The organism is Janthinobacterium sp. 13 (assembly GCF_002749695.1).
GTDB classification, from domain to species: Bacteria; Pseudomonadota; Gammaproteobacteria; order Burkholderiales; family Burkholderiaceae_D; genus Janthinobacterium; species Janthinobacterium kumbetense.
Map to the genome: position 1 here is coordinate 806,287 of NZ_PEEQ01000001.1, position 26,858 is coordinate 833,144.

Here is a 26,858-nt window from a genome sequence, read left to right on the forward strand (position 1 = left end):
TTCCTCCTCAATCGCTATGCGAAAAATGCAGCAGATAGCGCTCATCCCCTGATTCGAACGCGATCTCGTCCCAGTGGATCGCGTACCAGACACCAGGCGGCGGCGTCATCGTCACGATATGCATAGTGAATCCGGCCAGCGACATGTCCAGCGCTTCGAGGAAGGCGTTGACGAGGCAGGCGCGGAAACGGTCCGGCGGCGCTATCCGCATGTGGTCCGACGAAAAGAACCAGCGCTGGCACACCTGCTCCAGGTGCGCGCGCCCGCACGGCGCCACCGTGATCTGCCACAAGGGCGCCGGCAAGTCGCGCGCCGGGATGCTCACACTCAGGGCGTAATCTTCCACCCGCAAGCCCAGCGCCGTGAGCAGGTCCGGCGCGTCGGGCAGGCGCTGCAGCTCATAGCTTGCGCACAGGTCGCTGGCCTCGCTGTTCAACATGGCCAGCGCGTCGAGAAAACCGCGGCAATGGTCGATATTCAGTGCGTCATTCATTGCGAACGCAACCAGCTGCGGTAATTCGTATAGCGCTGGTGCAGGTACTTGAGCTTCAACAAATCATCATACAGGGGGCCGTACAGTTTTCGCCCCTTCGTGCGCTCGCCGATCAGCTTTTCGATGCGGTTCAGGCGCGCCAAGGTTTCGCGCTCGCTCACGCCATCGAGGCCCAGGTCGAATTCGGCCGACAGCACGCCCACGGGATCGTCGCGGTCCAGGTCCAGGCGGTTGAATTCATCGTTCGACAGATCGAACAGGCGGCGCAGCCAGCCCAGCCTGTCGCTGCGGTAGGCGGCGTTTTCCGGCAGCGCGAAAAATGGCGCATCCGGGTCCGGCTGCAGCTTGTTATGCAGGACAAATGGCAGCACCTGGCGCAAGTCTTCCAGCTCCACCTCGCCATTGCCCCGGAAATACGCCATGGCCTTGGCGTAGATCAAGAGCGCCATCAGGGTGCGCACGGAGATCCCGTTGAGGGTCTGGCAGCCGAGGTCCTTCAGGCGGTCGCGCCCATTGTCGGCCGCCTGCGCGGCGCCCCGGTCGGCGCCGGCCAGGCGGGCCGTATCCTTGGTCATGTATTCGAACTGGCCGCCCGCCGTCTCGAACAGCTCGAACTGGCTGGCGAAGAATTCCAGGCGGCGCCGCACGGCTTCGGGCACGCCCACCTGGCGGATGGATTCGCCAATTTGATCGACCTCCGCTTCCGTAAAGATGATATCGGGCGGCACCAGTTCTTCTGGCCGCACGTTTTCTTCCACGCGCAGCAGCAGTTCATTCAGGAAGCGGGGGTTGAAGGCCAGTGCCTGCACCGTCACGTCGACCCGGTCGCGCAGCGCTTCGATCACCTGGTAGGTACCGCCGCCCTGGTCATCGTTGGCCGTCAGATACCAGGCCGCTTCCGGACATTCGTAAATATGGTTCAGCACTTCCGCGTAATTGTCGCCCATGACGGTGAGCAGCGCGCTTTGCGTGCGCGTGGGGATACGGTTGTATTCATCGACGATTTTCACGCGCATGCCCAGCCAGGCGCGCCAGGCGATGCGGATGTCGTCCATGCTTTGCGCGTTCACCAGGTCCGCCGGCAGCGGATTGCCCAGCAAGTCGGCCACCGTCATCTGCGGATGGCCATGCTGCATGGCGCGCTTGACTTCCTTGACGGTGGAACCGGCCAGCACGCCCATCAGCAAGGCGCTGGCCGTCTTGCCCCGCCCCGGCCCGCCGACGAACAGGCATTTGCGGCGCGTGGCAAAGGTCAGCAGGGGCAGCAAAATGAAGCTGGAATAGCTTTGCGCCGATGGCAGATTCAGGGTGCGGCGGCTGTCGCCCACGGAATACGTCTGCGACGGGCCGTCGTTGTATTCGATATCGTAATGGGGGCTGATGATGGCGTGGTTGACGATCCAAAAGTATGCCTGGCGCAGCTTTTCATCGAAAGGTCGGGCTTGCGCCGCGCCTTCCGCTCCCAGCGCGATGGGGCCCTGGTACAGGTCCGCCACGTCGAACTGCCGCGCGGCGGGCGCGGACTTGGGTTTGGTGGGGGCCTGGGACAGGCGCTGGAACAGGTTAAAAGACGGCATGGCAATATTCTTCCATTAAGGAAATGAAATTATTGCACAAGCCACCTGCAAGCACCGGTTCGGATGACAAGCAGCTCAGCCCGCCATCGGCGTGGCCAAAAACACCGGCTGCTGCTCGGCCAGCGCCGTCAAAGCGGCCACGGCCGGATAATCGCTGGCCGCCATCACGTCGGGCACCATCTGCCGAGCAAAACTCCAGGCCACCGCAATGGTGATGCCGGCAATACTCAAGCAGTCTGGCGCCTCTTCGCGCAATGACGCCTCCAGCTGCGCCCAGGCCCCATGCAACTGCAGCTGGACGCGGTCCAGCCAGGGCTGGTGCTGTTTTTCCTGCGGGCGCAAGCGCCGTTCATAGACGATCTGCACGGCTTTGTCGCAGGCGGCCAAAGCATAGCTGGTCTGGCACAGCGCGCGCAGGCGTGCCGGACCCGGCTCCGGCCTGCTGCGGGGAGCATGCGCGGCCAGTTCCTCCAGATACGCCAGGATCAGGGTCGAGTCCATCAGCACCTGGCCGTCGTCCGTGACCAGGGTCGGCACTTTGACGGCCGGGTTGATGCTCCGTACCTGGTCGAAATCGGAAAACACCGACAGGGGCCGGTGTTCGTGCTCCAGGCCCAGCACTTTCATACCGATGGCAACGCGCCTGACGTAGGGCGAATCGAGCATTCCGATCAATATCATGGCCTTCTCCTCTCTATCTGCTGAATAAACGCGATGACTTGTGCCGCGACGGGCAAGGGCGCGTCTTCCATCAGGAAGTGCCCGGCCTCGTCAAACAGGTGCAAGGTGGCGCCGGGAATATCGCGCTGCAGGCGATGGCCGTAAGCCACCGGCTGCCACTCGTCCTGCTGGCCCCATAATACCTGTACCGGCACTGTCAACTGCGGCAGTCTTTCGGCAAAGTCCATCGTATAGCAGGCGTTATAGTGCGCCACCTGGTGCTGGTAGAACGAGGGCTGGCCCACCACGCCGCACAGCGGCTCCAGGTAGCACCGCAGAAGGTCGCCCTGCATCCTGTCCTTGTGAAAAACGGCCATGCCCAGCTGGCGCGCCATCGTGCCGCGATGCTCGCCGGCCGGCGTCAAGGCACGCCGGCCGGCGAGCATCGCGCAGATGCTTCCAGGTGGGCGATGGCCAGGAGTCGTAGCTGGGCGCGTCGGCGATGCTCAGGCTGCGCAGGCGCGACGCGTGCTCGAACGCCAGGCGCAGCGCAATGGCGCCGCCGATATCGTGGCCGAACAAATGGGTGGTCGGCAGTTGCCAGTGGTCGAGCAAGGCCGCCAGCAAGGCCACCTGCGCCGCTACCGAGGTATCGGCATCGACGGGCCGCTCCGACCGTCCAAAGCCCAGCAAGTCATACAGGTGCACCTGGAAACCGGCATCGACGAACAGCGGCACCAGTTCGCGCCAGATAATACTGTGCGCCGGCGTGCCATGCACCAGCACCAGCGGCGTGCCTGCTCCATGGATGCCGGTGGCGATACGGTGGCCGTGGATCAGGACGTGGCCATTCAACAGCGGTTCTTGACTCGTCATCAGATGTCCTTTTGTTTGCGGAACCTGCAGGCTAAGGCTTGACTGAACATGACGCCAGTGACATTCTTTTGATCTTCAATCCAATTTTTGTCATGATCCATGAATTTGCGCCTATCCGTCGATGCCCTGCGTGTGTTCAGGGCAGTGGTACAAACCGGCAGCATGAGCCAGGCCGCCAGCCTGCTCCATCTGAGCCAGTCGGCCGTCAGCTGGAAAATCAAGCGACTGGAGCAGCAGCTCGATTGCCAGCTGCTGGCGCGCAGCGGCGGGCTGTTTGATACGACCGACCAGGGAGCCGTGCTGCTGCGGCATGCCGTCAACATACTCGATGCCCACGATGACGCCGTCGCCCATTTTTCGCCATCGGCGATGCATGGCCGGCTGCGCATCGGCGTGACGGAGCAGATTTCATTGACGGACGTGTGCGCGGTACTGTCGCAGTTCTCGCATCACCACCCCAAGGTGGACGTGCAACTGGTGGTGGAGCAAAGCCAGGTACTGCGCGAACGCTTTGCCGACGGCGTGTTCGATGTGATTTTGCATCAGGATTTTGCCGGTATGGCGGCGCCGGCCGACACGCTGTTATGGACAGAAACGCTGCATTGGTGCGCTGCCACGGCAGAGCAGACTTTGCCGGGCGAGAACGTCAAGCTGATCACCTACGGGCCGCACTGCTTTTACCGCCGGCTGGCCGAGGAAAAGCTGGGCCAGGCCGGCATGGCCTGGAGCGTGGGCCTGGAATGCCCGTCGGTGGCGGGCGTGCTGACCGCGATTGCCGCCGGCCTGGGCATGGCGGTGGTCAATGAACGCAACCTGGGCCAGGGCGTGCTCCGGCATGCGGCGCTGGAACGGCTGGCGCCGCTACCCCGTGTCGCCAGCCTGCTGCGGGCCAATGACAACCTGCCCGATCCCGTGCGTGACGGTTTTTGCCAGCTGCTGCTGGCAGCATTACAGAACAGGAGGCACGATGGATCCCGTCGCTAGCGATGCGGCCAGAGCAGGTCAACCTTCTCGTCGTCGCTCAGCCACCAGCGCTTTCCGTCCTTGTCCTTGTGCACACCGAATATTTTCTGGTAGTTGTAGGTCTTGCAGTGCAGCTTCAGCCAGGCGTGGTAGTAGTCATCAAGAAAAGCGCTGAATATCTGCTGGAAGCGTGGTTCGCTGGCGTCTTTTTCGGGCAGTTCGAAGGTGCCTAACCTGGCAACGATGTGCGCGATGTCCGTCCTGCTGACGCCGTCGAGTTTCACGGGATCGGGCAAGGCGATCCTGAACGCCAGCACTTCCGCGCCCTCCTCTTCCCACCACTCGTACAAATTGAAGCGGGAAATATCTTTTCCGCTTAGTGCCTGCAATTGATCCGCGAGTCTGTCGTATTCGGCGTTGTCGTCATCGCCATGTGTGTCACAGAACTGCGTATAAGCCAGTATCGATGCCAAAATCGTGGCATACCTTTCTTCTGCCACAGCCAGTGGGGGCTCCAGCGCTTTCTCTGGTTTCATGCTCATCCTTGTTTGATGATAGGTACTGGCGCCTCGGCGCGCCAGCGCCACCAGCCCAGCGCCACGCACACGAGCAGCAAGGCCAGCAGCCCGGCCACTTCATGGCGGATTTCATACAGCGAGGCACCCATTTGATTAAGCGCAACAAAGCCCTGGATACCGGCCGTGGATGGCAGCAGCCAGCGCAGCCATTGCAGCACGACGGGCATGGACGACACGGGCCAGGTCAGGCCCGCGAGGAACAGCACGGGCATCGAGGTGGCGATCATCAGCTGCGTGCCCCGCTCGCGCGTGCGGAACAGCATGCCCAGCAACATGCCGAACGCTGCCTCACACAGCGAGAACAGCACCAGCAGCAAGAGCATGCCGCCAAAGTTGCCGCCACGGGGGTAATCCTGGAACCAGAAGACGAAACCGAAGAAATAGCAGCAGTTCAAAAACGCCACGCAGGCAAACGCCAGCAGCATGCCCATATACCCGCCCGCCGTGCGCCTGCCCGCCACGGGGAAGGCCTTGCGCTGGTACCATGTGCCGAACAGCATGGTCATGCCGATCAGCAAAGTCTGCTGCACAATGAGAGTAGCCACTCCTGGCACGACATAGGCGCCATAGCCTTCCTTGACGTTAAACAGGGGCACGGCGTCGAAGGCGATGGGCGAGCGCTGCTGGTTGGCCTGGATGGTGGACGGCGTGCCCGCGCCCAAACGCTTGAGCTCAATACCGGCCGACACCGTGCCCACCACTTCGGCCAGCCCGTTCAGGGCCACCTTGTTCAGCATCAAATACAAGCCATTGCCCGCCACTTGCGCGTGGGCGGCGCGGCCGGCCAGCACGTCCGTCTGCAAACCATGGGGAATGATCAATACGCCCATGACCTGGTCGCGCCATAATAAATCTTGCGCGACGGGCAGGTCCGGCGTGACGGCGACCACGTGCAGCGACGGGTGGGCCATGGCGAAGCGCGTCAGCTGGCGCGACATGGCGCTGCGGTCCTGGTCGACGACGGCCACGGGCACGCGCTGGACGATTTCCGTCGAATACGGCAGCGGATAGAAGAAGGAATAGATGATGCCGCCGATGAACAGCAAGGTCAGCGCACCCTTGTCCGTCAGCATGGCGCGCCAGGTGGCGACAAAGGCCGGCCAGATCATGTGCGTCCCCAGGCGGCAGGCGCATTCGCGCGGCGCGCCAACAGGAACACGCCCACGGCGCCGCAGCCGACGGCGATGCCGGCCAGTATCAGCATTTCCTGCACGCCATAGCGCCATGGCGCGCCGGCCAGCCAGTATTTCGTTTGCAGCTGCAAATAATGCGTGAGCGGCAAGGCTTCCGCCCAGGCGCGCGCTGGCGCCGGCATGGCCATCAAGGGAAAGGCCTGGCCCGCAAACGCGAACGCGGGCGCCGTGATGAAGGCCGCGCCGGACAGCGCCAAACGCAGAGACAGGGTGGCGGCGATCAGCAAGGTGGCCAGGCCGCAATACGCGAGCACCAGCAGCAGCATGCTCAGCAGCAATGCCGGCAAGCTGCCCGCCACGGCCCAATCCCGCGCCAGGCTGAAGAACAGCAAGTACAGCAGCGCCAGCGCGCAATAGGCGACGAGGGGGAACAGCAGCTTGGCAAGCACGGCGCGCAGCCAGCTGCCATGGGCCGAGGCCAGCCATTGCGGCACCGTGCCGTCGCGCAACTCGCGTCCGATACTCGTGACGACGGCGACGACGATGAAAATCTGCAGCATGGCCGGCATCAGCGCCAACGTTAAAAACGCTTCATAGCTGATGTTTTCGTTATACAAACTGTTCAAGGTCGTGCGTATCGGTTCGAACTGGGCCGCCGCCTGCACGCCCGACATACCCTTTTTCACCCGCGCCGTCATCTCGATGCCGGCCGACAAGGTCGTGCTGACCGTGCGCACGTCGCGCAGCAAGGCGCCCGCGTGCGAGGAAAACTGCGCGTTGTACAGCCATTGCACGGTGGCTTGCCGGCCGCCCAGCAGTTTCTGCTCGAAATCGTTCGGGATCAGCAGATAGCCGAACGCCGTGCGCTCGCGCAAGCGATGCAGGGCTTCGTCGCTGGACGCCACTTTCGCCGCCACCTGGATGCCGGGCGAAGCGTCGAGCCAGCGCGTGAGCTGGCGCGACAAGGTGGAATTGTCGTTATCGATGACGACGATGGGCAAGTCGCGCGCGATGCCGGCGGAAAACACCAGCCACAGCATGCCGCACAGCACGACAGGAATCCAGCTGAGCATGCCGAAGTCCCAGAAGTCGCCGCGCAGCCGCCGCCACTCGCGTGCCAGCGCCGCCGGCTGCTCTTTGTCAATCTCGCTCATCGGCTATCAGAGCGGCGGGAACACGACCGACATGCCCGGACGCAAGCCTTCGACCTTGATGGCGGGACGCAGGCGGATTTCAAACGTGCGCAAGTCCGTGCCGCCCGGACGGGCCGCGCGCCACGTGGCGAAGTCCGGCAGCACGGCGACCGAGCTGACCTTGAAGCTCAGTTGCTGTTTCAAGGCCGGCACGTTCGCCGTGTGCGTGCTGCCCATGGAAAACGCCGCCATTTCATCTTCGCGCACTTGCAGCACGGCCCAGGCGTCATCGAGGTTCACCAGGGTAATCACGGGGAAACCTTGCGGCGCCAGTTCGCCAGGCTGGATCTGGATCTTGCTGACCTGGCCCGCCACCGGCGCGGCAATCTTCGTCTCGGCCAGCGCGATCTGCGCTTCCGTCAGCACGGCGCCCACCTGGCGCGCCTGGGCGGCGGCAGCCGTCTTGTCTTCGGGACGGGCGCCCTTTTGCGCCATGTCAAACTGGGCGCGAGCCGCTTGGGCCAGCTGGTCGGCGGCGCGCCATTGCGCTTGCGCCTCGTCACGTTTCTGCTGGGCAATCACGCCTTGCTCGAACATATTGTTGACGCGGGTATACGTGGTCTTGGCGATGGTGGCCCCCGTTTGCGCCCGCTCCCAGTTCGCTTTCGCAGCCGCAATTTCTTCCGGACGCGCTCCCGCTTGCGCCTTGTGCGCCACGGCTTCGGCCGCTTGCGTGGCGGCCGTCGCTTGCGCGATCTTCGCATCCACTTCCGGGCTCGTCAGCTGGAACAGCAGCTCACCTTTCGGCACCGTCTGGCCCAGCTTGACGTACAGCTCGCCCACCCGGCCCGGCACTTTCGACGAGACATTGACTTCCTGCGCATCCATCTGTCCCTGCAATGGCAGGCGCTGCGGCTGGAAGGCCTGGTACAAGCCCCAGCCCACGAAGGCCAGGACAATGACGGTGGCGACTATGGCCAAGGTTTTTTTGGAGGTGCTCATTATTATTTGTCCACAGGTAATTGGATATCGGCCGCGGCGGCCAGGCTGCCCAGGCGCTGCGTCTCGCCCGTCGCTTCCAGCAATTGCGCCAGCCCCATCACATAGTTATAGGCCGTCTGCGCGCGCTGGGTTTCCACCTTTGCCAGGTTCAGGCGCGCGTCGACCACCTCCAGCGACGTCACTTGCCCTTGCTGGAAAGCCACGGTTTGCAGGCGGATATTTTCGCGCGCCAGCTCTACCGACGAGGCCGTGGACAGGTACTGGATACGGGCGTTTTCCAGCGCGCGCCAATTCTTTTCGATCAGGGTGGGAATGTCGCGCTCGGCCTGGCGCGCCACCACTTCCACCCGCTCCTGGTCCAGCTTGGCGGCGGCGATCATCTTGCCCGTATTGATGCGGTGCACGAGGGGCACGGACACGACCAGGCCGACGGCCCAGTTCGAGCGCACGAGCTTTTCATTGCCGCGGTTCAAATTGTAGTTACCGATGGCAAACACGGTAGGTGCGTATTCCTTGCCATGCAGCTTCAAGGCTTGCTCGGCCTGCACGCGCTTGCTGTCGATCTTTTTCCAGTTCGCATTTTCGCGCATGCCCGTGCTGATGAACGATTGCAAGGTGCCAACCGGCAAGCTATTGACGAACAGCGGCGTGCTGGGGCGCACTTGCGTATTGACGGCGAGCAAACGATCAAGCGCCACCTGGGCGATTTCCTCGTCGCTGCGCGCCTGCGCTTCGTCGCTGCGGGCGCTGTCCAGGGCCACGTCGGCGCGCAAGCGTTCCGCGCGCGAAATCAGGCCGCCCTTTTCCAGCTTGGCCGCATCGCGCTGGTGCTGCGTCACGCCGGCCGTCACTTCGGCCCGCACGGCCACCACTCTCTTGGCCAGCAGCAACTGAAAATAGCGCTGCGCCACCAGGGTGGCCAGTTGCTCTTCCGCTTCCGTGCGCTCCGCCTGCGCGGCCAGGGTCAGGCTCGATGCGAGCCCCTTGACGGCGTCCAGGCGCCCGCCCGTGTAGATGGGCCACATGCCCAGCAAGCCGAACGAGGTCAGATCCGTCACCACTTCGCGGTTGAGGGAATTGGGAATGTGCGGCGTGGGCAAGCCGGGAATGGGCGGCAGCACGGATTCGATGCCGCCCACCACGCCGGACAAGCCGCTCGTGTCGATGCTCAAATCCGTCGACAAACGGCCGCGAAACGCCGTCAAGTCCACGGAAGGGCCATCGATATTCGACAAGGCTTCCGCCTTCAGTGTTTTCGCGCGCACGTCGAGCGCGGCGCCCTGCACGGCGCCTGAAGCCTTGGCCGCTTGCTGCAGCGCCTCGTTGAATGTCAGCGGCGCGCCGGCCGGCAACTGCGCCAGGGCGGGCATGGCCGCGCCCAGCGCGCCCGCCAGCAATAATGATAAGTGTCCTTGCAATCTGCCCATGTAGCGTCCAGTCAATGAATGAGGGGAAAGCACGGGGTTGCCATGTTTATACTTTCACAATAGCAATTATATCTACGGATGTCTATTCCAGCCTGCACTATTGGTTACCGGAGCCGACACATAAAAACGGGCGCCTCTTGCGGGGCGCCCGTTGAGCTCAAGCAGCTACCCGGCGAATTACTTCTTCGCCTTCTTGCCGCCCTTCTCCTTTTCCTTTTCAAATACGGCAAAGAACTCGGACGCCATGTTGCGGATGGCGCGGCCGATGTTGGCGTAGTCGTATTCGTTCAGGTTGGCCAGCGACACGCGGCCGGACGGGTGCGTGGTGCCGAAGCCGCGGCCAGGCAACAGGATGACGCCCGTTTCCTCGGCCAGGCGGAACAGCGCTTCGTTCGGTTTGAGCTTTTTCAGCAGCCACTGCGAAAACTCCACGCCGTGCATCTGCGCGGCCAGCGATTCCATGTCCAGCAGGTGGTAGTAGCGCACGGAATTGGCGTCGTGCACCATCGGCAAGCCCAGTTCTCGGTACAGCGCTTCCTTGCGGCGCAGCACGATACGCTTCATCGACTGCTTGTACTTTTGCTCTTCATCCATCAGCGAGAACAGGGAGAACAAGGTCATCTGCGCCTGCACGGGCGTGGACAGGCCGGCCGTATGGTTCAGCGCCACCGTGCGGCTGTCGGCTACCAGGCGGTCGATGAATTTCAGCTCGCGCGGCTCCGTCGTGATCGAGTGATAGCGCGCGTCCAGCTGCTTCTTGATGGTTTCCGGCAACTTGGCAATCTTGTCGTCGAGTACATTTTTTTCATGCGTGGCCACCACGCCCATGCGCCAGCCCGTCGCGCCGAAGTATTTCGAGAACGAATACACGAGGATGGTGTTGTACGGGCACATGGCGAACAGCGAGACGAAGTTGTCGGCAAACGTGCCGTACACGTCATCGGTCAGGATGATCAGGTCCGGGCGCTTCTTGATGATCTTGGCAATGTATTCCAGTGTGTCATCGTCGATCTTGACGGATGGCGGATTGCTGGGATTGACGAGGAAGAAGGCCTTGACTTTCGGGTCCAGCAGCTTGTCCAGCTCTTTCTTTGTGAATTGCCAATTGTTCGATTGAGGCGCATCAATATGCACGGTGTTCAGCTTGTAATCATTGAGCTGGGGAATCTCGATGTACGGCGTGAAGATCGGCATGCCCAGGGCAATCGTGTCGCCTTCCTGGATGATGTGGTTCGATTTCAGGCTGGCGAACAGATACGTCATGGCCGCCGTGCCCCCTTCGACGGCGTACATGTCGAAGTTGCCGACGAAGGGATGGTCGCCGATCATTTCGCGGTGAATATACTGGCCGACGATTTTCTCGGACAGGCGCAGCATGCGGTCCGGCACGGGATAGTTGCAACCGAGAATGGCTTCGCACATCTCATAGATGAAGTCGCCCGCGTCCAGGCCCAGCTGGTCGCGCACATACGACATGGCTGCCTCGATGAAATGCACGCCGGGGTTGCCTTCATGCTTGCGCACGAAGATTTCGAAGCGCGCCTCGATGCCGTCGCGCGTGGGGAAGCCGCCCACGTCATCCATGTACACATAGGAACGTTCCGCTTCCGTCATGGCGAACTGGCCGAACTGGAAGAAGCCGTGGCGCGGCGTGGTGGCCAGGAAATTCGGGTTGCCGCGGCCCGCATTGAGCATCAGACGGTTGCTTTGCTTGGCCGTCTGGATCAGCGCATCCTTCAATTCGAAGGGGCTCAACAGCGCGAGTTTGCTTGGGTTACTGAAATCCATTTCAACGACTCCTTATCAACTGACAATATGGGAAAAGCCCCGCACAGGCGGCTTAGGTCCTGCAAATACGCCCGACTCAGACGAAGGCCACGATCAGCGGCCCCAGCAAGGTCAGGAAAACGTTGGCCAGGGCATACGTGATGGCAAACGGTACGGTGGGAATCGAGTTTTGCGCCGCGTTCAGCACTTCGCCGAACGCGGGATTGGCGCTGCGCGAGCCGGACAAGGCGCCCGCGAAGATGGCGACGTTGTCATAACGCAAGATGTAGCGGCCGATCAGCATGGTCAAGATCATCGGCAGGATGGTCACCACCACGCCCACGCCAAACAGGGTCAGGCCGTGTTCGCGCACGGTTTGCACGGCTTGCAGGCCGGACGTGAGGCCGACGACGGCAACGAAGCCGGCCAGGCCCAGGTCTTTCAGGATTTGCACGGCGCCGCTGGGCATGTAGCCAAACGTCTGGCGCTTGGCGCGGAACCAGCCGAATACCAGGCCCGACAGCAGCACGCCGCCGCCGCTGCCCAGCGTCAGCGGAATCGAGCCGATGCGCGCCACCAGCAAGCCCACGAGCAGCCCGACGACGAGGCCGGCGCCCATGTAGACGAAGTCCGTCTTGGCGCTCGGCACGATCATGTAGCCCACTTCGGCCGCCACGCGCTTGACGTCCTGCTCGGCGCCATAGATGGTCACCACATCGCCCGTCTGCACGACGGTTTCCGCTTGCATGGGCAGAATCTTGCCCATGCGGCTCAGTTGCACGACAAAGATGCCGTGGCGCACGCCCGGCGCCGTCGCGCTGCGGATTTCGCCCACCGTCTTGTTGTGGTAAGCCTTGTTCGTCAGCACCATGTCGCGGCGCTGCATCACCAGTTCCATGCCTTCGACTGCCAGCAATTCCTTGCCCAGCTGGGAAGACACGCTGAGCATGGCTTCGCGGCGGCCCACCAGCAGCACGATATCGTCGGCCGCCAGCACCAGGTCCGGGCTGACGTCGATGATCTGGCCATTGCGTTTCACGCGCTCGATGGTGATGGCCGTGCTCGGATGGGCGCTTTCGATGTCCGCCACGGAGCGCCCGGCGCCCGGACCCACGTCGTAGATGCGGCCGATGAGGTCGGGCGCAGCCGGCGTCTGGCCCGGCCCCAGCACTTGCACGCCCGCCTGCAGCGCCGTTTCCGCCTTGATGGCATCTTCGCGGATGGTGCGTCCCATGAGCTTGGGCAAGATATTGACGCAGACGATGATGGCGCCAAACGAGCCGAACACATACGTCACGGCATAGCCGACGGCCACGTTGCCCTGCAGGCGCGCCACTTCGTCGGCCGCCAGGCCCAGCTTGGTGATCGCGTCGCCGGCCGTGCCGATGATGGCCGACTGCGTCAAGCCGCCCGCCGCCACGCCGGCCGCCAGGCCCTTGTCCAGGCCAAAGACCTTGGCCAGGATGACCACCGTCAGCAGCGCCGTCACGGCCAGCACGACGGCCAGGATGATTTCGCGCACCGACTGGCGGCCCAGGGAATTGAAGAATTGCGGCCCGCTTTCATAGCCAACGGCGTAGATGAACAGCGCGAACAGCACCGATTTCACGCCGGGATCGATGGCGACGCCCACCTGGCTGACGAGCACCGCCACCAGGAGTGAACCGGCGACCCCGCCCAGCTGAAACGAGCCGAACTTGATCTTGCCGATGTAGTAACCCACTGCCAGGGAGAGAAACAAGGCAATTTCAGGCGACTTCTTGAATAACTCATGCAACCATTCCATGCGGACCGCCTTTCGTGTTGAAGGAATTCTTTACTGCGTTTGCCCTTGCTGGCTGCTCATGCGTGCACCGACCCTGCCAGGGCCACGATCAGCGGCCCCAGCAGGGGCAGCACCACGTTCGAGATGGCATAGGTGATCGTGTAGCCCAGCAAGGGCGTGGAATTGCCGGCCGCATTCTGCACGGCCGACAGGGCCGGCGTGCTGCACTGCTGGCCGGCAATGGCGCCCAGCAGCACGGGCGCTTCCAGCTTGAGGAAAAAGTGGCCTACCAGCAGCGACAACGAGGCGGGGATGACGGCGATCAATACCCCCATCAGCGGCAAGGACAGGCCGTACTGGCGGATCAAATCGATCGCCTGCGGCCCCGACGCCAGGCCCACGCAGGCGATGAAGGTGGCCAGGCCGATATCCTTCATCATGTCGAGCGCGCTGGAGGGGATGCCCTGCATGCCCGGCTTGCGCGCCTGGTACCAGCCGAACACGAGGCCCGTCAGCAAGGCGCCGCCGCCCGTGCCCAGCGAAAACGGGATGCCGCCCAGCTTGGCACTAAAGCCGCCGATATACACGCCCAGCACGATGCCGATGCTGGCGTAGACGATATTGCTGCGGTCGCCCGTGGGCACGCGCTTGCCGATGGCGGCCAGCGCCGTGTTCAGCTCGCGCCCTTCCGTCGTGCCGTACAGGCGCAGCACGTCGTCGCGCTGCAGGGCCAGGTCCGGCAAGGGCGGCATGCTGTGCTCGCCACGCACGACGGCCGCCACGTGCACGCCGGAGGGCAAGGCCAGCTGGCGCAAGGGCTGGCCCACCAGCGCGGCTTGCTGCAGCACCACTTCGACGGCCGAGACGGCCATGTTCAAACCCGTCGTGTCGGCAAATTCCTCGCCCAGGATGGCTTCGGCCGCCACCAGCGCGGGACGGTGGCCGATCACCAGCACTTCGTCGTTATTGCGCAAGCGCAATGCCGGTTCCAAGGGCAAGACCTTGCCATGCCGGCGCACGCGCGTGATGCTGGCGCGGCCCGCAAAGATATGCTGCAAGGCGTCGAGGCGGCGTCCCGCGCCGCGGCTGATGCGGTAGGCGCGCCCCACCATCTCCGGCGTGGCCTGCACGCCATCGCCGTCGGTCTGCGCGCCGCCCATCTTTTCCCACAACTTATCGGCTTCCTCGCGCAGGTTGACGCGCAGCAACAGCGGAAAAATCTGGCTGGTGACGATGACGATGGCGATCAGGCCAAAAATGTACGTGATGGAATACGCGGTGACGACGTTGGCCTGCAGCTCGGCGATGCGGGCGGCCGGCAGCGCCAGCTTCGAAATGGCGTCCGTGGCCGTGCCGACGACGGCCGATTCCGTCGCCGCGCCCGCCATCATGCCGGCCGCCGTGCCCTGGTCCAGGCCCAGGAAGCGCGTGGCCAGCAGCACCAGCGCCAGCACCACCACCACTTCGATCAGGCACAGCAGGCCCAGGCGCAAACCCTTGGCATTCAGGTTGGCAAAGAACTGGGGACCGCCCGCATAGCCGAGGGCAAAGATGAACAGCATGAAGAAGACATTCTTGACGCTGGCGTCCAGGGTGATGCCCAGCTGGCCGATCAGCAGCGCGGCGACCAGGGTGCCGCACACGCCGCCCAGCTGGATGGGGCCGAAGCGTATCTGCCCTGCCGCGTAACCGAGCGCCAGCGCCAGGAACAGGGCCAGTTCCGGCACCTGGTGCAATACGGACGTGATCGAATCGAGCATGGACGAACCTTCGAAAAGATAACGGATGGTGACAAGGGGACAGCGCGTTCGGCGGCTGGCGGCAGCTGGCTGTGGAACGGGCGCACGGTTCCCGCACGACACCTGCGGCAAGCGCTTGTGCTGGGAAAAAGTTGCAACGTGGAATTATGTTCGGCGAAAATTTAATAAGTGTCAACAGGTGTTCTATTGAACTCGCTTTGCGCTTCATCAAACATCGGGCGCACGATTGAAGCCACTGTTTGACATTGATCAATAAGATTATTAGTAATGTTTGGGACGATACCAAAGTGCCTTGCGCGCCAGCGGCGTCTCCTCGGGCAAGTCGGGATTGGCCAGTTCCAGCACGTGGCGCCGGGACAGCTGCAGGCCGTCCGCGAGGCGGCCGAAATGGCGCTGGAACAGCTGCGCGAAACTGCCATCGGCAAGCATGCTTTCCAATCCCCTTTCAATGTGGCGTGCCAGTTCCGGCCTGTGCTTGCCGACAAAGAAGTACAGCGCGGCCGGGTAGCGGATGACGAGGTGGGCGTCGAGCGCCAGCGGCAAGTGCGCATGGCTGGCCAGTTCGCTTTGCGCCTCGATCACGGAACGGGGAAAGTAATCGATGCGCCCTGCCGCCAGTTGCTGGAACAGGCCTTCGTAGGTACTCGAGGTATCGAGGCGCAAGCCATTCGCCTGCAGGATGGCGGAGTCGGGCCAGTCGCGCATCTGGCCGGCCGACAGCCGCGCCAGGGCGGCGATGCTGCGCACGCCGCGCAGCAGTTGCGGCTGGCGGGCCTGGATCAGGGCCACGCGCCAGCCGATCAGGCCGCGGTCGATGGGGATGCGCACCGGCAACAATTGCGTTTCGCGCGCGCGGCTCGTCATGGCCCAGACGACGTCGACACCGCCCGACGCCGTGGCAATTTCCTGCATCGCGCGCGTCTGCACCATGCGCAGTTCGGAGCGGCGCAAGGCATACGCCTGGCCCGACCTGGCCAGCGCCTGTTGCAGCAAGGCCGTCACATAGCCTTGCTGCGGATCATCGAGCGCCTGGTGGCGCGGATACACGAGCGGCAGCGGCGGCACCGCGCCGGCGGCCGCACCCAACGGCCACAGGGCGGCAAGCTTGAGCAGGGGGCGGCGCTGCATAGCCCCTCCTTTCCAGCGCTGTCATAGCGTTCTTATCAGAATGACAGTATCGCGCAGCAGGGCACGCTTGTCGACTGGAATACGGCAACTGTGTACAAAACAACAGCACTTTCAAGGTGACCCGCAGGGCTGGGGATTAATCCAGATCAATAAAACCGCAAATACAAAATAAATCTTGCGTGCTGCTCTGGACGGCATGCGCATGGCTCGCCTACGCTGTTTTTTTATCTGAAAAACAAGAGGAACCCATGCAGACAGCACGCTTGAATATTATCGGAATGGATCATGAAGGCTGCGCCGACAGGCTGACGGGCGCGCTCGAAGCCGTCACGGGCGTGGCCACCGTGTGCGTCTCGCTGGCGCGCCACGGCGCCACGGTGCAGTTCGACGAACGGCTGGCCACGCAGGAACGCCTGCTGGCCGCCGTCAACGACGCCGGCTTCATGGGCGAGGCGACGGATGAAGAACAGCTGGCCTCGTGCAGCGGCGCCTGCGGCCACTGCCGCCACTGAACGCCACTGAGCGCCCGCCCTCCCTTTCTTCGCTCAGCCTTCGCGCGCGCCCCGGTCGCGCAGATGCGCCAACACGCGGCGCGGTCCCAGCGCCTGCAGGTCGAATGGCGGCAACTCGATGGCATCGAGCGTATTCTTGAACAGCAAGCCCAGTTCCGTGTCGCCTTCCAGGCTCAAACGGCGGCTGAAGAACAGCGTGTCCGGATCTTCCTGGCGCCGCGCCAGCAGCATCAAATCATGCACGCTGGCGGCGATGCACAGGTCCGGCACGTCCGCATAGCGCTCCGCCACGAACACCGTGCCCTGCCACTCGAAATCGAAGGCGATGCCCGCGTCCAGCAGCCGCAAGCGCAAGCTGCGCCCTTCCAGGCTGCCCCGCACGTCGTCGGGCAATTGCGGCGCCAGCAGGCGGTTCAAGCCCTGCACGAACAGCCAGGAGGCGGGATACGGGGGCAGCTTGGACAGCAATTCGGCCAGCGGTTCGGGCAGCCGGTACGACACTGCGGGCTTGCTCATGCCCGGCCTGGCGGGGCTTGGGGCCGGGACGGGCAATCTTTCCAGTTGATCTTGCATGGTGCTTCCTTTCGAGGCGTTCAATGGGCGGCGTGCTGTTCCATGCCGGGCTGGCCGTGCCAATAGCCGTCGCAGGCGCCGGCCGGCTGGCAGGCCGCCAGCTGGGCCTGGGCGCCGATGCCGCTGACCTGGCCGCGGCGGGCGCGGTCGAAGATGGCGATGACTTGTTCCGTATGCATGGCCTGGGGGCTGATGCGCGCCACCGCCACGCCCATGTCGCGCATGGCGTCGAGTTCGCGCACCAGGTTGTAGACCAGCGCCGACTGCGTCTGCGTGCCATTCAGTACGAGGAAGGGCACTTCGTCGCGCGTGCGCAGCAACAGGCCGTCCGGCTCTTCCAGGCAGCTGTAGCCGCAATCGTCCTTCGGCAGGTTGCGGTTGCGCGCCGTGAAGCAGCGCGCGGAAAACGCCAGCGGCATGCGGCCGTAGGCGAAGACTTCCGTCTCCAGCCCTTCCGGCTTCTGGCGCTGCATCTCGGCCAGCGCCGTCTGCCCCATTTCCAGCGGCATCACCCAGCGCCGCGCGCCCAGGCGCGCCAGCAATTGCAGGCTGGGGCCATTGAACAGGTTCAAATGGGGACCGGCGACGAAGGACGTGCCCTTTTCCATGCAGTGCACGGCGCCCATGTCGTTGGCCTCGACCGAATAGCGGCCATTGCCCGTGATGCGGCGCAGGGTCGCCAGTTCCGCGCCCGCCTCGATCAGCGCCTGCGTCGACAGCACCACTTCCTTGCCGGCGGCGGCCAGCATGTCGGCGATATCGAGCCAGTCGGCCAGGCGCACCTCATGCCGGCGCGAGCACACGGTCTCACCCAGGTAGACGATATCGACGGCGGTACCGGCGATCTGCTGGTAAAACTCGAAGACGGTGGCGCGCGGCCAGTAGTACAGCAAAGGGCCAAGTGAAAGCTTCAGCATGTTCATCCTTTATTTCCAAGATCTATGGTAGGCGCCCAAGGTGTGCTGCTGGCCTTCGGCCAGCTTGTCCATGGCCGCCATCCAGCCCGGCTTGACGGCGTAGCGCGCATTGCCTTCGCGGCAGGCGTCGATCGCTTCGCGCCACACGCGCGTGACCTGCGCCACGTACGCGGGGCTGCGCTGGCGCCCTTCGATCTTCACGGCGCGCACGCCCATGGCGATCAGCTGCGGCAGCAGCGCCAGGGTATTCAGGCTGGCCGGCTCCTCGATGGCGTAATACTCTTCGTCGTTGACTTCGAAACGCCCCTTGCACAGGGTGGGATAGCTGGCGTTTTCGCCGGGCGCATAACGGTCGATCAGCACGCCGTTCAGGCGCGATTCGAGGCCGTTCGGCGTTTCCAGCCAGCGCACGGATTTCGCCGGCGAGCACACGCCGTGGGTGTTCGGCGCCTCGCCCGTCGCATACGACGACAGCGCGCAGCGCCCTTCGACCATCACGCACAGGCTGCCGAAACCGAAGACTTCGATCTCGACTTCCGTCTTGCTGATCAGTTGCTCCACCTGCGCCATCGACAACACGCGCGGCAGCACGGCGCGGGCGATGCCGAAGTGTTCATGGTAAAAATTGATGGCTTCGTAGTTGGTGGCCGAACCTTGCACGGACAGGTGCAGGCGCAGCTGCGGGTGGTGCTGGGCCGCATACGCCATCAAGCCCGGATCGGCCACGATCATGGCATCGATGCCGGCATCGGCGGCGCGGTCGATGGCGCTGCGCCACACGGCCCAGTTGTGCGGCTGCGGATAGGTGTTCAGCGCCAGCAGCACCTTGCGTCCATATTGGTGGGCGTAGCGCACGCCCTCGGCGATGGCCTTCTCGTCGAAATTGAGGCCGGCGAAATTGCGCGCATTGGTGGCATCGCGAAAACCCAGGTAAACGGTGTCGGCGCCATTGTCGATGGCCGCTTTCAAGGCAGGCAGGCTGCCGGCGGGGCAGACCAGTTCCAGCGGTCCGGCCACGCGGGTGGCGGTGGTTGATTCAAGCATCATGGTGTTCACAGTCCTGTATCGGCTCAGGGTGCAGACTATAGCCCCGCCCAGGCTGCCCAGTCCTTGACGCAGGTGAAGGAATGCATGCATGGCTGGCGCGCGTTCAACTTGCTTGACCTGGCTGTAAAATGCCCTCCTTTTCTCCCTCTTCGATTGCCCGCCATGCCCCGCAAACCGCTGCTGATCTTCCTGCTCACCCTGTTCCTCACCGTGCTGCAGGTGCAGTGGGCCTCTCCCACGGAAGGCTACGACGCCGAGGCGCTCTCCGTGCTGTCGCCCGAAGTACTGGGCGCGTATCCGGGCGTGCTGCTGCTGTTCCTGCAAGCCGTCTTCGCGCGCCGCGCCATGCCCGTGACGCGCCAGGCCGCCACCTGCACGGGACTGCTGGCCGTCTACTGGCTGCTGGCCAATTACGTCACGTTCGACGCGCGCGTGGCCAGCTGGAGCACCTTCTCGACGCGGGAAATCTGGGCGCACGTGCTGCCCGCCTCCATCCTCAGCATCGCCGTCTGCGGCGCCGCCTACTTCGCCGCGAGCGCCTTCATCCTGCGCCAGGGCCGCCTGAAAAAGTAAACGAGGGCGCTTTTTTCACCTGCATCAAGGATTCGTCACGCCACTGCACGCACCCTTTGACGCCACTATATTTAGTGATTAATCTCCATAAAAACACCGCATGTTGTGTTTATTGGAGGTTTCATGACGACGAATGCAGTTTCCCCCACACGCGGCCAGGTCGATGTCGCCGCGTCCATCAATGAATACCTGGACCGGCGCGACTGGCGTGTCAACGCCAACGCCAACCAGGGTTACTCGCTGGGCGGCCTGATACTCAATGTGTCGGGCAAGGTCATCGCCAACTACTGGCTGGACCAGGTCTATCCGCCGGAAGTGGGCGCGGCGCACCGCGAAGCGGCGCTGCACATCCACGACCTCGACATGCTGGCCGGCTATTGCGCCGGCTGGTCGCTGCGCACCCTGCTGCATGAAGGCTTGAATGGCGTGCCGGGCAAGATCGAGTCCGGTCCGCCGAAACACATGTCGAGCGCCATCGGCCAGATCGTCAATTTTCTCGGCACGCTGCAAAACGAGTGGGCCGGCGCGCAGGCGTTCAGCTCCTTCGACACCTACATGGCGCCCTACATCCGCAAGGACAGCCTGCGCTACGAAGACGTGCGCCAGTACATGCAGGAACTGATCTTCAACCTCAACGTTCCCTCGCGCTGGGGCACACAGACGCCGTTCACCAACCTCACCTTCGACTGGGTTTGCCCGGACGACCTGCGCGAGCAGATTCCCGTCATCGCCGGCCAGGAGATGGACTTCAGCTATGGCGAGCTGCAGGCCGAGATGGACATGATCAACCGCGCCTACATCGAGATCATGATGGCGGGCGACGCCAAGGGCCGCGTCTTCACCTTCCCCATCCCCACCTACAACATCACCGAGGATTTCGACTGGCATAGCGAAAATGCCGAACGCCTGTTCGAAATGACGGCCCGCTACGGCCTGCCCTACTTCCAGAATTTCATCAATTCGGAACTCAAGCCGAACATGATCCGCTCCATGTGCTGCCGCTTGCAGCTGGACTTGCGCGAACTGCTGAAACGGGGCAATGGCCTGTTCGGTTCCGCCGAGCAGACGGGTTCCCTGGGCGTGGTGACGATCAATTGCGCGCGCCTGGGCCACCTGTGGCGCGGCGACGAGCCAGCCTTGATGGCAGACCTGGAGCGTCTGCTGGAGCTGGGCAAGACCAGCCTGGAAATCAAGCGCCGCACCATCGAGGACCTGATGCAGCAAGGCCTGTTCCCCTACACGAAACGCTATCTGGGCACCCTGCGCAACCACTTTTCCACCCTGGGCGTGAACGGCATCAACGAGATGATCCGCAATTTCAGCAGCGACGCCTGGGACATCACGACGCCAGAAGGCCACGCGCTGGCCGTGCGCCTGCTCGACCACGTGCGCGCCCGCATGGTGGCCTTCCAGGAAGAGACGGGCCATATGTACAACCTGGAAGCGACGCCGGCCGAAGGCACGACCTACCGCTTCGCCCGCGAAGACCGCAAGCGCTTTCCCGCCATCCTGCAGGCAGGCACCGCCGACAACCCGTATTACACGAATTCGTCGCAACTGCCCGTCGGCCACACGGACGACCCGTTCGAGGCGCTGGAATTACAGGATGTGCTGCAGCGCAAATACACGGGCGGCACGGTGCTGCACCTGTACATGACGGAAGCGCTGTCCGACGCCAACGCCTGCCGCGAGCTGGTAAAACGCGCGCTGAGCCGCTTTTCGCTGCCCTACATCACCGTCACGCCCACGTTTTCCATCTGCCCGCGCCACGGCTACCTGGCCGGCAAGCATGAATTCTGTCCCACCTGCGATGCGGAGCTCATTGCCCGCAAGCAAGCCCAACCTGCTCCATCACTTGAGGAAACGCCATGAATGCACGTCCCGACTTCACTCCCGCCATCACCCTGCTCGATACGGAACGCCAGCGCTGCGAAATCTGGACCCGCGTGATGGGCTACCACCGCCCCGTCGCCTCGTTCAACATCGGCAAGCAGGGCGAATTCCACGAACGCCAGTATTTTACGGAAGCGAGCGCCCGGGTCGGCCAGCCCGCCTGCCATGGCGGCTGAATTGAAGGTGGGCGGCCTGACGCCCTTTTCCGCCACCGACTATCCCGGCAAGCTGGCGGCGGTGGTGTTCGTGCAGGGCTGTCCCTGGCGTTGCGGCTATTGCCACAATCCGCACCTGCAGGCGCGCATGCCGGAAGGCGCCATGCCGTGGCAGGACGTCCTGACCTGGCTGCGCCGCAGAACGGGCCTGGTCGACGCCGTCGTCTTCAGCGGCGGCGAAGCGTGCATGGATCCGGGCCTGGCACGGGCCATGCAGAACGTCAGGGAACTGGGTTTCGGCATCGGCCTGCACACGGCCTGCATCTATCCGCAGCGCCTGCAGGAAGTGCTGCCCCTGGTCGACTGGGTGGGCTTCGACATCAAGGCGCCGTTTGCCGACTATCGACATGTGACCCGCGTGGCCGGCAGCGGCGACCCGGCGCGCGCCTGCCTGGACGCCATCCTCGCCAGCGGCGTCGCCTACGAATGCCGCACCACCACCCATCCGGACCTGCTGCCGGACGACCAGCTGCTGGCCCTGGCCGCCACCCTGGCCGCCAAAGGCGTCGATAACTACGTGCTGCAGCAATTTCGCGCCGAAGGCTGCGCGGATGCGGCCCTGTCCGGACGCCCCCTGCACGGCTATCCGGCGGTGCGCACGGTGGCGCAAATCGGCGCCATGTTTCCCCGTTTTACATTCCGTAATCATGGCAGTTGAGCCGACAAGCACATTATTTCGGAAAGCCCCGCAAAATTCCCCGTTCTGCAACGCTGAAATGTCTTGCGTGCTGTAATGTATCAACTGTGCTGCGTACCACGCGCAGCCCGTCAGATTCCTCACACCGCATTACAGATAAGCGTCATCCATGAACGATTTCACCGCAGTCAGCCCAGGCACCCCTTCCACCCATGCCGACATCCTGTACGGCCCGCCGCGACCGGATCTGCTGCGCGAAGAAGTGCTGGCCGACCTGCTGGAAGCGACGGCCCGCCGCTGCCCGCAGCAAATCGCCCTGATCGATGGCGCGCGCCGCATCACGTATGCGGAGCTCGATGCCCAGGCGGGCCTGGCGGCGTCGCGCCTGGTGGCGGCCGGCGTCAAGCCGGGCGACATCGTGGGCCTGTGGCTGCCGCGCGGCGCCCATTTGCTGCTGATGCAGGCGGCCATCGCCAAGGCGGGCGCCGCCTGGCTGCCCGTCGATGAAGACACGCCCGTCGAGCGCCTGCAAGTGTGCCTCGATGACGCCAATGGCGCGGGCGTCGTCAGCTGCGCGCAATTCGCGCCACGCCTGCTTGATGCGGGCATCCAGCGCCCCGTGTGGACAGCGGAAAGCCTGCTGGCCCCCGCCGCGCCGGGCGAAGCGCTGCCCGCGCGCGGCGCCGTGCTGCCTGAACACCCGGCGTACGTGATCTATACGTCCGGCTCCACGGGCAAGCCGAAGGGCATCCTGATCAATCAACGCAGCATCTGCCACTTCCTGCGCAGCGAAAACGCCGTGCTGGAAGTGACGCAGGACGACACCGTCTACCAGGGCTTTTCCGTCGCCTTCGACATGTCGTTCGAGGAAATCTGGATCGCCTACCTAGTGGGCGCCACCCTGTGGCTGGGTCCCAAGGATATCTCGGGCGACCCGGAAGCCTTGCCCCGCGCCCTGGCAGAGAACAAGGTCACCGTTCTGCACGCCGTACCGACCTTGCTGGCCCTGTTCGCCGAAGAAGTACCGAGCCTGCGCCTGATCAATCTGGGCGGCGAGATGTGCCCGGAGTCGCTGGTCGAACGCTGGTCGCGCCCGGGCCGCGCCATGTTCAACACCTACGGGCCCACGGAAGCCACCGTCTCGTGCAGCCTGGCGCGACTGCGGCCCGGCGAACCGGTCACCATCGGCACGCCGCTGCCCAACTATGGCTTGCTGGTGCTGCAGGTGGCCGAAGCGGGAGAAAACCGTCCCCTGGCCCTGCTGCCTCGCGGCGAGACGGGAGAATTGTGCATCATCGGCCCCGGCCTGGCCGAGGGTTACCTGGGCCGGCCCGACCTGACGGTGGAAAAATTCCTGCCCAATCCCTGGGCGACCAGCGACGATGACGCGCGCCTGTACCGCACGGGTGACCTGGCGCGCATCGATGCGGACGGCCAGGTGCTGTGCCTGGGCCGCGCCGACGACCAGGTGAAAATTCGCGGCTTCCGCGTGGAGCTGGGCGAGATCGAAGCCGTGCTGGCGCAGCAGGCGGGCGTGGGCACGGTGGCAGTATTGCTGCGCAAGGACGACGGCATCGACCAGCTGGTGGCGTATATCGTCGGCAGCGACGAGGCGCCCGAGGACGCCCTGGCGGCGAAAACCCTGCGCACTGCCCTGAACCTGCATTTGCCGCCGTATATGGTGCCGGGCCGCTTTGAATTGCTGCCGCTGATGCCGCGCCTCACTTCCGGCAAGATCGACCGGAAAGCATTAAAGGCCATGCCATTGGCCACGCCGCCCGCAGGCGAGGCGGGCGAATCGGACGTGCCGGAAACGCCGGCCGAAGCGGCCCTGTTCGCGGCGCTGGCCAAGCTGTTTCCTGGCCAGGCGATCTTGCGCCAGCTGGATTTTTTCAGCGACCTCGGTGGCCATTCCTTCCTGGCTGCGCGCCTCGCATCCGCCCTGCGCGCCGATCCGGCCTACGCCCACATGACGGTACGCGACATTTACCAGAACCGGCAGATCGGCAAGATCGCCGCCGTGCTGGGTGAAGCGCCTGCGCTGGCCACCCCGGAAGCGGAATGGACGCCGCCATCGACCTGGAAGCGCTGGCTGTGCGGCGCCGCGCAGGCGGCGGCCGTGCCTGGCCTCGTCACCCTGCGCATGGCGCAGTGGATGGCGCCCTTCTTCACCTATCACTTCTTCACGGGCGACACGGGCGATACGGTGCCGCGCGCCATCGCCGCCTCGATCGGCGTATTCCTGCTGGCGACCCTGGCCGAATTTGCCATTGCGATTGCCGGCAAGTGGCTGATCGCCGGGCGCCTGAAGCCGGGCAGCTATCCGCTGTGGGGCATCACCTACTACCGCTGGTGGCTGGCAGACCGCCTGGTCGAATCGGCACCCGCCTACCTGCTCAGCGGCTCGTCCCTGAACAGCTGGTGGCTGCGCGCGCTGGGCGCCAAGGTGGGCAAGGAAGTGGTCATCGGCTCGATGACCCTGCGCGCGCCTGACCTGCTGGCCATCGGCGACAACGTCAGCGTGGGCAATGCCGTCAACTTTGAAAACGCCAGGGTCGAGCGGGGCCGCCTGTTGCTGGGCCAGATCCGCATCGGCGACGATGCCTGCATCAGCTCTTACGCTATCCTGGAAGGCAATACCAGCGTGGGCGCGTTTGGCCACCTGGAGGGACAATCGGCGCTGGCCGATGGCGCCTCGGTACCGGCCGGCAGGGTCTGGACTGGCTCGCCCGCGCGCGATATCGGCCCGTTTGACGTGGCCAGCCAGCCGCCGCGCCCCGCCGTCTCGCGCCTGCGCCTGACGGGCGAAACCCTGTTCTTCTGCTTTGGCATGGTCCTCATCGCCGTGCTGTTCTTCATGCCCGTCTTCCCCAGCTTCGTGCTGATCGACTGGTTCGACGAGCGCGAAATGATGCCGTGGCTGCAGGGACGCGACGTGACGACCCAGCTGGCCCGCTACTTCCTGCTGGCCTTCCCCGCCAGCGCCGTGCTGATCGTGCTGACGGCACTGCTGTCGGCCGCCATCCGCTGGGGCGCGCTGCCCCGCTTGAAGCCGGGCAGTTCGCCCGTGCACAGCAATATCTATTGCGCCAAGTGGCTGGTCAGCCATATCCAGGAATCGAGCCTGAACGTCCTGCACGGGATTTACGCCACCGTCTACGCGCCCTACTGGTACCGCCTGCTGGGCGCCAAGGTGGGCAAGGGCGCCGAGATTTCCACGGCGCTGGGCGTGGTGCCCGACATGCTGACCCTGGGCGACGACACCTTCATCGCCGACGCCGTCATGCTGGGCGACGAACAGATCGACGGCGGCTGGATGACCATGCGTCCCACCGTCATCTCGCACCGCAGCTTTGTCGGCAACGGCAGCTACATCCCGGACGGCACCGTGCTGCCCGAACACGTGCTGATCGGCGTGCACACGCATGCGCCGCGCAATGAGCAGATGCATAGCGGCGACACTTGGCTGGGCTCCCCGCCCATGCACCTGCCCGCGCGCGAACAGGTCAGCGGCTTTGCCGAGCACCTGACGTTCAAGCCATCGCTGTTGCGCCGCCTGGGCCGCAGCCTGATCGAAGCGTTCCGCATCGTCGCGCCGCACGCGGTGGTGATCGCCGTCGGCTATACCCTGGTGCTGGACGTGATGCCGATCGCGGGCGCCGGGCGCTGGGGCGAGGTGGTGGGCGACCTGGCCATCGCCGGCCTGGCCTACGGCATCGGCAATTTTTTGGTGGTGGTGCTGTTCAAGTGGCTGCTGCTGGGACGCTACCGCAAGCACGCGGCGCCCATGTGGACGCCGTTCGTGTGGATTTCCGAAGGCGTGACGAATCTGTACGAAGGCATCGCCGTGCCCAACTTCATGCGCTACTTGCGCGGCACGCCGTGGCTGCCTCTCGCCTTCCGCCTGTTCGGCTGCAAGATCGGCCGCGGCGTCTACATGGACACGACGGACATCACGGAATTTGACTGCGTGCACATCGGCGACTACAGCGAATTGAACGCCCTCACCTGCCCGCAAACGCATCTGTTCGAAGACCGCGTGATGAAGATCGACCACGTGGAAATCGGCCAGCGCGTCTACATGGGTCCGCGCAGCTCCGTGCTGTACAGCGCCAAGGTGGGCGACAATGCGCGCCTGGGACCGTTGACCCTGGTGATGAAGGGCGAGCATATCCCCGCCGGCAGCAACTGGGCGGGCTGCCCGGCCGCGCCGCTGCGCAGCTGATCGC

At 64.1% G+C, this 26,858-nt stretch carries 24 protein-coding genes; 7 read left to right on the forward strand and 17 right to left on the reverse strand.

Features of this window, described 5'->3' with window-relative positions; all coding sequences use genetic code 11:
* Positions 1-7: 7 nt before the first annotated feature.
* From CLU94_RS03405 to CLU94_RS03420, 5 genes are all read right to left on the reverse strand, one after another.
* Positions 8-493: a hypothetical protein gene (locus CLU94_RS03405; RefSeq protein WP_099664612.1), complete on the reverse strand. Its 486-nt coding sequence runs from the start codon at positions 491-493 to the stop codon at positions 8-10.
* Positions 490-2,070: an AAA family ATPase gene (locus tag CLU94_RS03410; protein WP_099664613.1), complete on the reverse strand. Its 1,581-nt coding sequence runs from the start codon at positions 2,068-2,070 to the stop codon at positions 490-492. The genes CLU94_RS03405 and CLU94_RS03410 overlap by 4 nt, the downstream gene beginning before the upstream one ends.
* Before the next feature lie 75 nt (positions 2,071-2,145).
* Positions 2,146-2,751 (reverse strand): glutathione S-transferase, encoded by a 606-nt coding sequence (locus CLU94_RS03415; RefSeq protein ID WP_099664614.1) that lies wholly within the window; start codon positions 2,749-2,751, stop codon positions 2,146-2,148.
* Positions 2,748-2,978 carry an alpha/beta fold hydrolase gene (locus CLU94_RS28615; RefSeq protein WP_257218660.1) on the reverse strand — a complete coding sequence of 77 codons (231 nt, stop codon included), beginning with the start codon at positions 2,976-2,978 and terminating at the stop codon, positions 2,748-2,750. Before CLU94_RS28615 ends, CLU94_RS03415 begins: the two co-directional genes overlap by 4 nt.
* Positions 2,979-2,991: 13 nt before the next feature.
* Positions 2,992-3,606 (reverse strand): alpha/beta fold hydrolase, encoded by a 615-nt coding sequence (locus CLU94_RS03420; RefSeq protein ID WP_257218661.1) that lies wholly within the window; start codon positions 3,604-3,606, stop codon positions 2,992-2,994.
* Between the two features lie 99 nt (positions 3,607-3,705).
* On the opposite strand from CLU94_RS03420, the gene CLU94_RS03425 reads away from it, so the two are divergent.
* Positions 3,706-4,590: a LysR family transcriptional regulator gene (locus CLU94_RS03425; protein WP_099664615.1), complete on the forward strand. Its 885-nt coding sequence runs from the start codon at positions 3,706-3,708 to the stop codon at positions 4,588-4,590.
* On the opposite strand, the gene CLU94_RS03430 is transcribed toward CLU94_RS03425, so the two are convergent.
* From CLU94_RS03430 to CLU94_RS03470, 9 genes are all read right to left on the reverse strand, one after another.
* Positions 4,587-5,105: a hypothetical protein gene (locus tag CLU94_RS03430; RefSeq protein ID WP_143451334.1), complete on the reverse strand. Its 519-nt coding sequence runs from the start codon at positions 5,103-5,105 to the stop codon at positions 4,587-4,589. The genes CLU94_RS03425 and CLU94_RS03430 overlap by 4 nt on opposite strands.
* Before the next feature lie 2 nt (positions 5,106-5,107).
* The gene (locus CLU94_RS03435; RefSeq protein WP_099664617.1) at positions 5,108-6,256 is read right to left on the reverse strand and encodes an ABC transporter permease; all 1,149 of its coding nucleotides are present in this window, start codon (positions 6,254-6,256) and stop codon (positions 5,108-5,110) included.
* Entirely contained in the window at positions 6,253-7,434 is a 1,182-nt protein-coding gene (locus tag CLU94_RS03440; RefSeq protein WP_099664618.1) for an ABC transporter permease, read from the reverse strand. The genes CLU94_RS03435 and CLU94_RS03440 overlap by 4 nt, the downstream gene beginning before the upstream one ends.
* 6 nt (positions 7,435-7,440) lie before the next feature.
* Positions 7,441-8,415 carry an HlyD family secretion protein gene (locus CLU94_RS03445; RefSeq protein WP_099664619.1) on the reverse strand — a complete coding sequence of 325 codons (975 nt, stop codon included), beginning with the start codon at positions 8,413-8,415 and terminating at the stop codon, positions 7,441-7,443.
* Between the two features lie 2 nt (positions 8,416-8,417).
* On the reverse strand, positions 8,418-9,842 hold the full coding sequence (locus CLU94_RS03450; RefSeq protein WP_257218662.1) for a TolC family protein: 1,425 nt from the start codon (positions 9,840-9,842) through the stop codon (positions 8,418-8,420).
* Positions 9,843-10,019: 177 nt separating this feature from the next.
* Entirely contained in the window at positions 10,020-11,630 is a 1,611-nt protein-coding gene (locus CLU94_RS03455) for a bifunctional aspartate transaminase/aspartate 4-decarboxylase (protein ID WP_099664621.1), read from the reverse strand.
* Between the two features lie 76 nt (positions 11,631-11,706).
* A complete protein-coding gene (gene aspT / locus CLU94_RS03460) occupies positions 11,707-13,395 on the reverse strand; it encodes an aspartate-alanine antiporter (protein WP_099664622.1) in 1,689 nt (562 codons plus the stop codon).
* Between the two features lie 56 nt (positions 13,396-13,451).
* Positions 13,452-15,134, reverse strand: a complete 1,683-nt coding sequence (gene aspT / locus CLU94_RS03465; RefSeq protein WP_099664623.1) for an aspartate-alanine antiporter — start codon at positions 15,132-15,134, stop codon at positions 13,452-13,454.
* Between the two features lie 261 nt (positions 15,135-15,395).
* Positions 15,396-16,262, reverse strand: a complete 867-nt coding sequence (locus CLU94_RS03470; protein ID WP_099664624.1) for a substrate-binding periplasmic protein — start codon at positions 16,260-16,262, stop codon at positions 15,396-15,398.
* A gap of 248 nt (positions 16,263-16,510) precedes the next feature.
* Here CLU94_RS03470 and CLU94_RS03475 point away from each other — a divergent pair, with 248 nt between their 5' ends.
* Positions 16,511-16,774, forward strand: a complete 264-nt coding sequence (locus tag CLU94_RS03475; RefSeq protein ID WP_077402408.1) for a heavy-metal-associated domain-containing protein — start codon at positions 16,511-16,513, stop codon at positions 16,772-16,774.
* Positions 16,775-16,807: 33 nt separating this feature from the next.
* Here CLU94_RS03475 and ubiT read toward each other — a convergent pair whose 3' ends face one another.
* The 3 genes from ubiT to ubiU form a co-directional block, all read right to left on the reverse strand.
* On the reverse strand, positions 16,808-17,290 hold the full coding sequence (ubiT, locus tag CLU94_RS03480; protein WP_180278580.1) for a ubiquinone anaerobic biosynthesis accessory factor UbiT: 483 nt from the start codon (positions 17,288-17,290) through the stop codon (positions 16,808-16,810).
* 77 nt (positions 17,291-17,367) lie between these two features.
* Complete coding sequence (ubiV, locus tag CLU94_RS03485) at positions 17,368-18,264, reverse strand: ubiquinone anaerobic biosynthesis protein UbiV (protein WP_099668143.1); 897 nt, start codon at positions 18,262-18,264, stop codon at positions 17,368-17,370.
* 9 nt (positions 18,265-18,273) lie between these two features.
* A complete protein-coding gene (ubiU, locus tag CLU94_RS03490) occupies positions 18,274-19,311 on the reverse strand; it encodes a ubiquinone anaerobic biosynthesis protein UbiU (RefSeq protein ID WP_441326506.1) in 1,038 nt (345 codons plus the stop codon).
* A gap of 162 nt (positions 19,312-19,473) precedes the next feature.
* Between ubiU and CLU94_RS03495 the strand changes: the two genes are divergently transcribed.
* The 5 genes from CLU94_RS03495 to CLU94_RS03515 all read left to right on the forward strand — a co-directional run bounded on the left by CLU94_RS03495 (position 19,474) and on the right by CLU94_RS03515 (position 26,854).
* Complete coding sequence (locus CLU94_RS03495) at positions 19,474-19,884, forward strand: hypothetical protein (protein ID WP_099664626.1); 411 nt, start codon at positions 19,474-19,476, stop codon at positions 19,882-19,884.
* Positions 19,885-20,007: 123 nt separating this feature from the next.
* Complete coding sequence (locus CLU94_RS03500; RefSeq protein ID WP_099664627.1) at positions 20,008-21,756, forward strand: ribonucleoside triphosphate reductase; 1,749 nt, start codon at positions 20,008-20,010, stop codon at positions 21,754-21,756.
* Positions 21,753-21,953 (forward strand): anaerobic ribonucleoside-triphosphate reductase, encoded by a 201-nt coding sequence (nrdD, locus tag CLU94_RS03505; RefSeq protein ID WP_092712624.1) that lies wholly within the window; start codon positions 21,753-21,755, stop codon positions 21,951-21,953. The genes CLU94_RS03500 and nrdD overlap by 4 nt, the downstream gene beginning before the upstream one ends.
* The gene (locus CLU94_RS03510) at positions 21,943-22,650 is read left to right on the forward strand and encodes an anaerobic ribonucleoside-triphosphate reductase activating protein (RefSeq protein ID WP_099664628.1); all 708 of its coding nucleotides are present in this window, start codon (positions 21,943-21,945) and stop codon (positions 22,648-22,650) included. The genes nrdD and CLU94_RS03510 overlap by 11 nt, the downstream gene beginning before the upstream one ends.
* Positions 22,651-22,798: 148 nt before the next feature.
* The gene (locus CLU94_RS03515; RefSeq protein ID WP_099664629.1) at positions 22,799-26,854 is read left to right on the forward strand and encodes a Pls/PosA family non-ribosomal peptide synthetase; all 4,056 of its coding nucleotides are present in this window, start codon (positions 22,799-22,801) and stop codon (positions 26,852-26,854) included.
* Positions 26,855-26,858: the final 4 nt, after the last annotated feature.

Coding starts and splice junctions, on each gene's coding strand:
- ubiV (WP_099668143.1), bottom strand. CDS start 18,264: ATGCTGAAGCTTTCACTTGGCCCTTTGCTGTACTACTGGCCGCGCGCC.
- CLU94_RS03510 (WP_099664628.1), top strand. CDS start 21,943: ATGGCGGCTGAATTGAAGGTGGGCGGCCTGACGCCCTTTTCCGCCACC.
- ubiU (WP_441326506.1), bottom strand. CDS start 19,311: ATGATGCTTGAATCAACCACCGCCACCCGCGTGGCCGGACCGCTGGAA.
- CLU94_RS03450 (WP_257218662.1), bottom strand. CDS start 9,842: ATGGGCAGATTGCAAGGACACTTATCATTATTGCTGGCGGGCGCGCTG.
- CLU94_RS03455 (WP_099664621.1), bottom strand. CDS start 11,630: ATGGATTTCAGTAACCCAAGCAAACTCGCGCTGTTGAGCCCCTTCGAA.
- CLU94_RS03430 (WP_143451334.1), bottom strand. CDS start 5,105: ATGAAACCAGAGAAAGCGCTGGAGCCCCCACTGGCTGTGGCAGAAGAA.
- CLU94_RS03515 (WP_099664629.1), top strand. CDS start 22,799: ATGAACGATTTCACCGCAGTCAGCCCAGGCACCCCTTCCACCCATGCC.
- CLU94_RS03495 (WP_099664626.1), top strand. CDS start 19,474: ATGCCCCGCAAACCGCTGCTGATCTTCCTGCTCACCCTGTTCCTCACC.
- CLU94_RS03425 (WP_099664615.1), top strand. CDS start 3,706: ATGAATTTGCGCCTATCCGTCGATGCCCTGCGTGTGTTCAGGGCAGTG.
- CLU94_RS03415 (WP_099664614.1), bottom strand. CDS start 2,751: ATGATATTGATCGGAATGCTCGATTCGCCCTACGTCAGGCGCGTTGCC.
- CLU94_RS03470 (WP_099664624.1), bottom strand. CDS start 16,262: ATGCAGCGCCGCCCCCTGCTCAAGCTTGCCGCCCTGTGGCCGTTGGGT.
- CLU94_RS03405 (WP_099664612.1), bottom strand. CDS start 493: ATGAATGACGCACTGAATATCGACCATTGCCGCGGTTTTCTCGACGCG.
- CLU94_RS03440 (WP_099664618.1), bottom strand. CDS start 7,434: ATGAGCGAGATTGACAAAGAGCAGCCGGCGGCGCTGGCACGCGAGTGG.
- CLU94_RS28615 (WP_257218660.1), bottom strand. CDS start 2,978: ATGGACTTTGCCGAAAGACTGCCGCAGTTGACAGTGCCGGTACAGGTA.
- aspT (WP_099664623.1), bottom strand. CDS start 15,134: ATGCTCGATTCGATCACGTCCGTATTGCACCAGGTGCCGGAACTGGCC.
- ubiT (WP_180278580.1), bottom strand. CDS start 17,290: ATGAGCAAGCCCGCAGTGTCGTACCGGCTGCCCGAACCGCTGGCCGAA.
- CLU94_RS03500 (WP_099664627.1), top strand. CDS start 20,008: ATGACGACGAATGCAGTTTCCCCCACACGCGGCCAGGTCGATGTCGCC.
- CLU94_RS03475 (WP_077402408.1), top strand. CDS start 16,511: ATGCAGACAGCACGCTTGAATATTATCGGAATGGATCATGAAGGCTGC.
- CLU94_RS03445 (WP_099664619.1), bottom strand. CDS start 8,415: ATGAGCACCTCCAAAAAAACCTTGGCCATAGTCGCCACCGTCATTGTC.
- nrdD (WP_092712624.1), top strand. CDS start 21,753: ATGAATGCACGTCCCGACTTCACTCCCGCCATCACCCTGCTCGATACG.
- CLU94_RS03435 (WP_099664617.1), bottom strand. CDS start 6,256: ATGATCTGGCCGGCCTTTGTCGCCACCTGGCGCGCCATGCTGACGGAC.
- CLU94_RS03410 (WP_099664613.1), bottom strand. CDS start 2,070: ATGCCGTCTTTTAACCTGTTCCAGCGCCTGTCCCAGGCCCCCACCAAA.
- CLU94_RS03420 (WP_257218661.1), bottom strand. CDS start 3,606: ATGACGAGTCAAGAACCGCTGTTGAATGGCCACGTCCTGATCCACGGC.
- aspT (WP_099664622.1), bottom strand. CDS start 13,395: ATGGAATGGTTGCATGAGTTATTCAAGAAGTCGCCTGAAATTGCCTTG.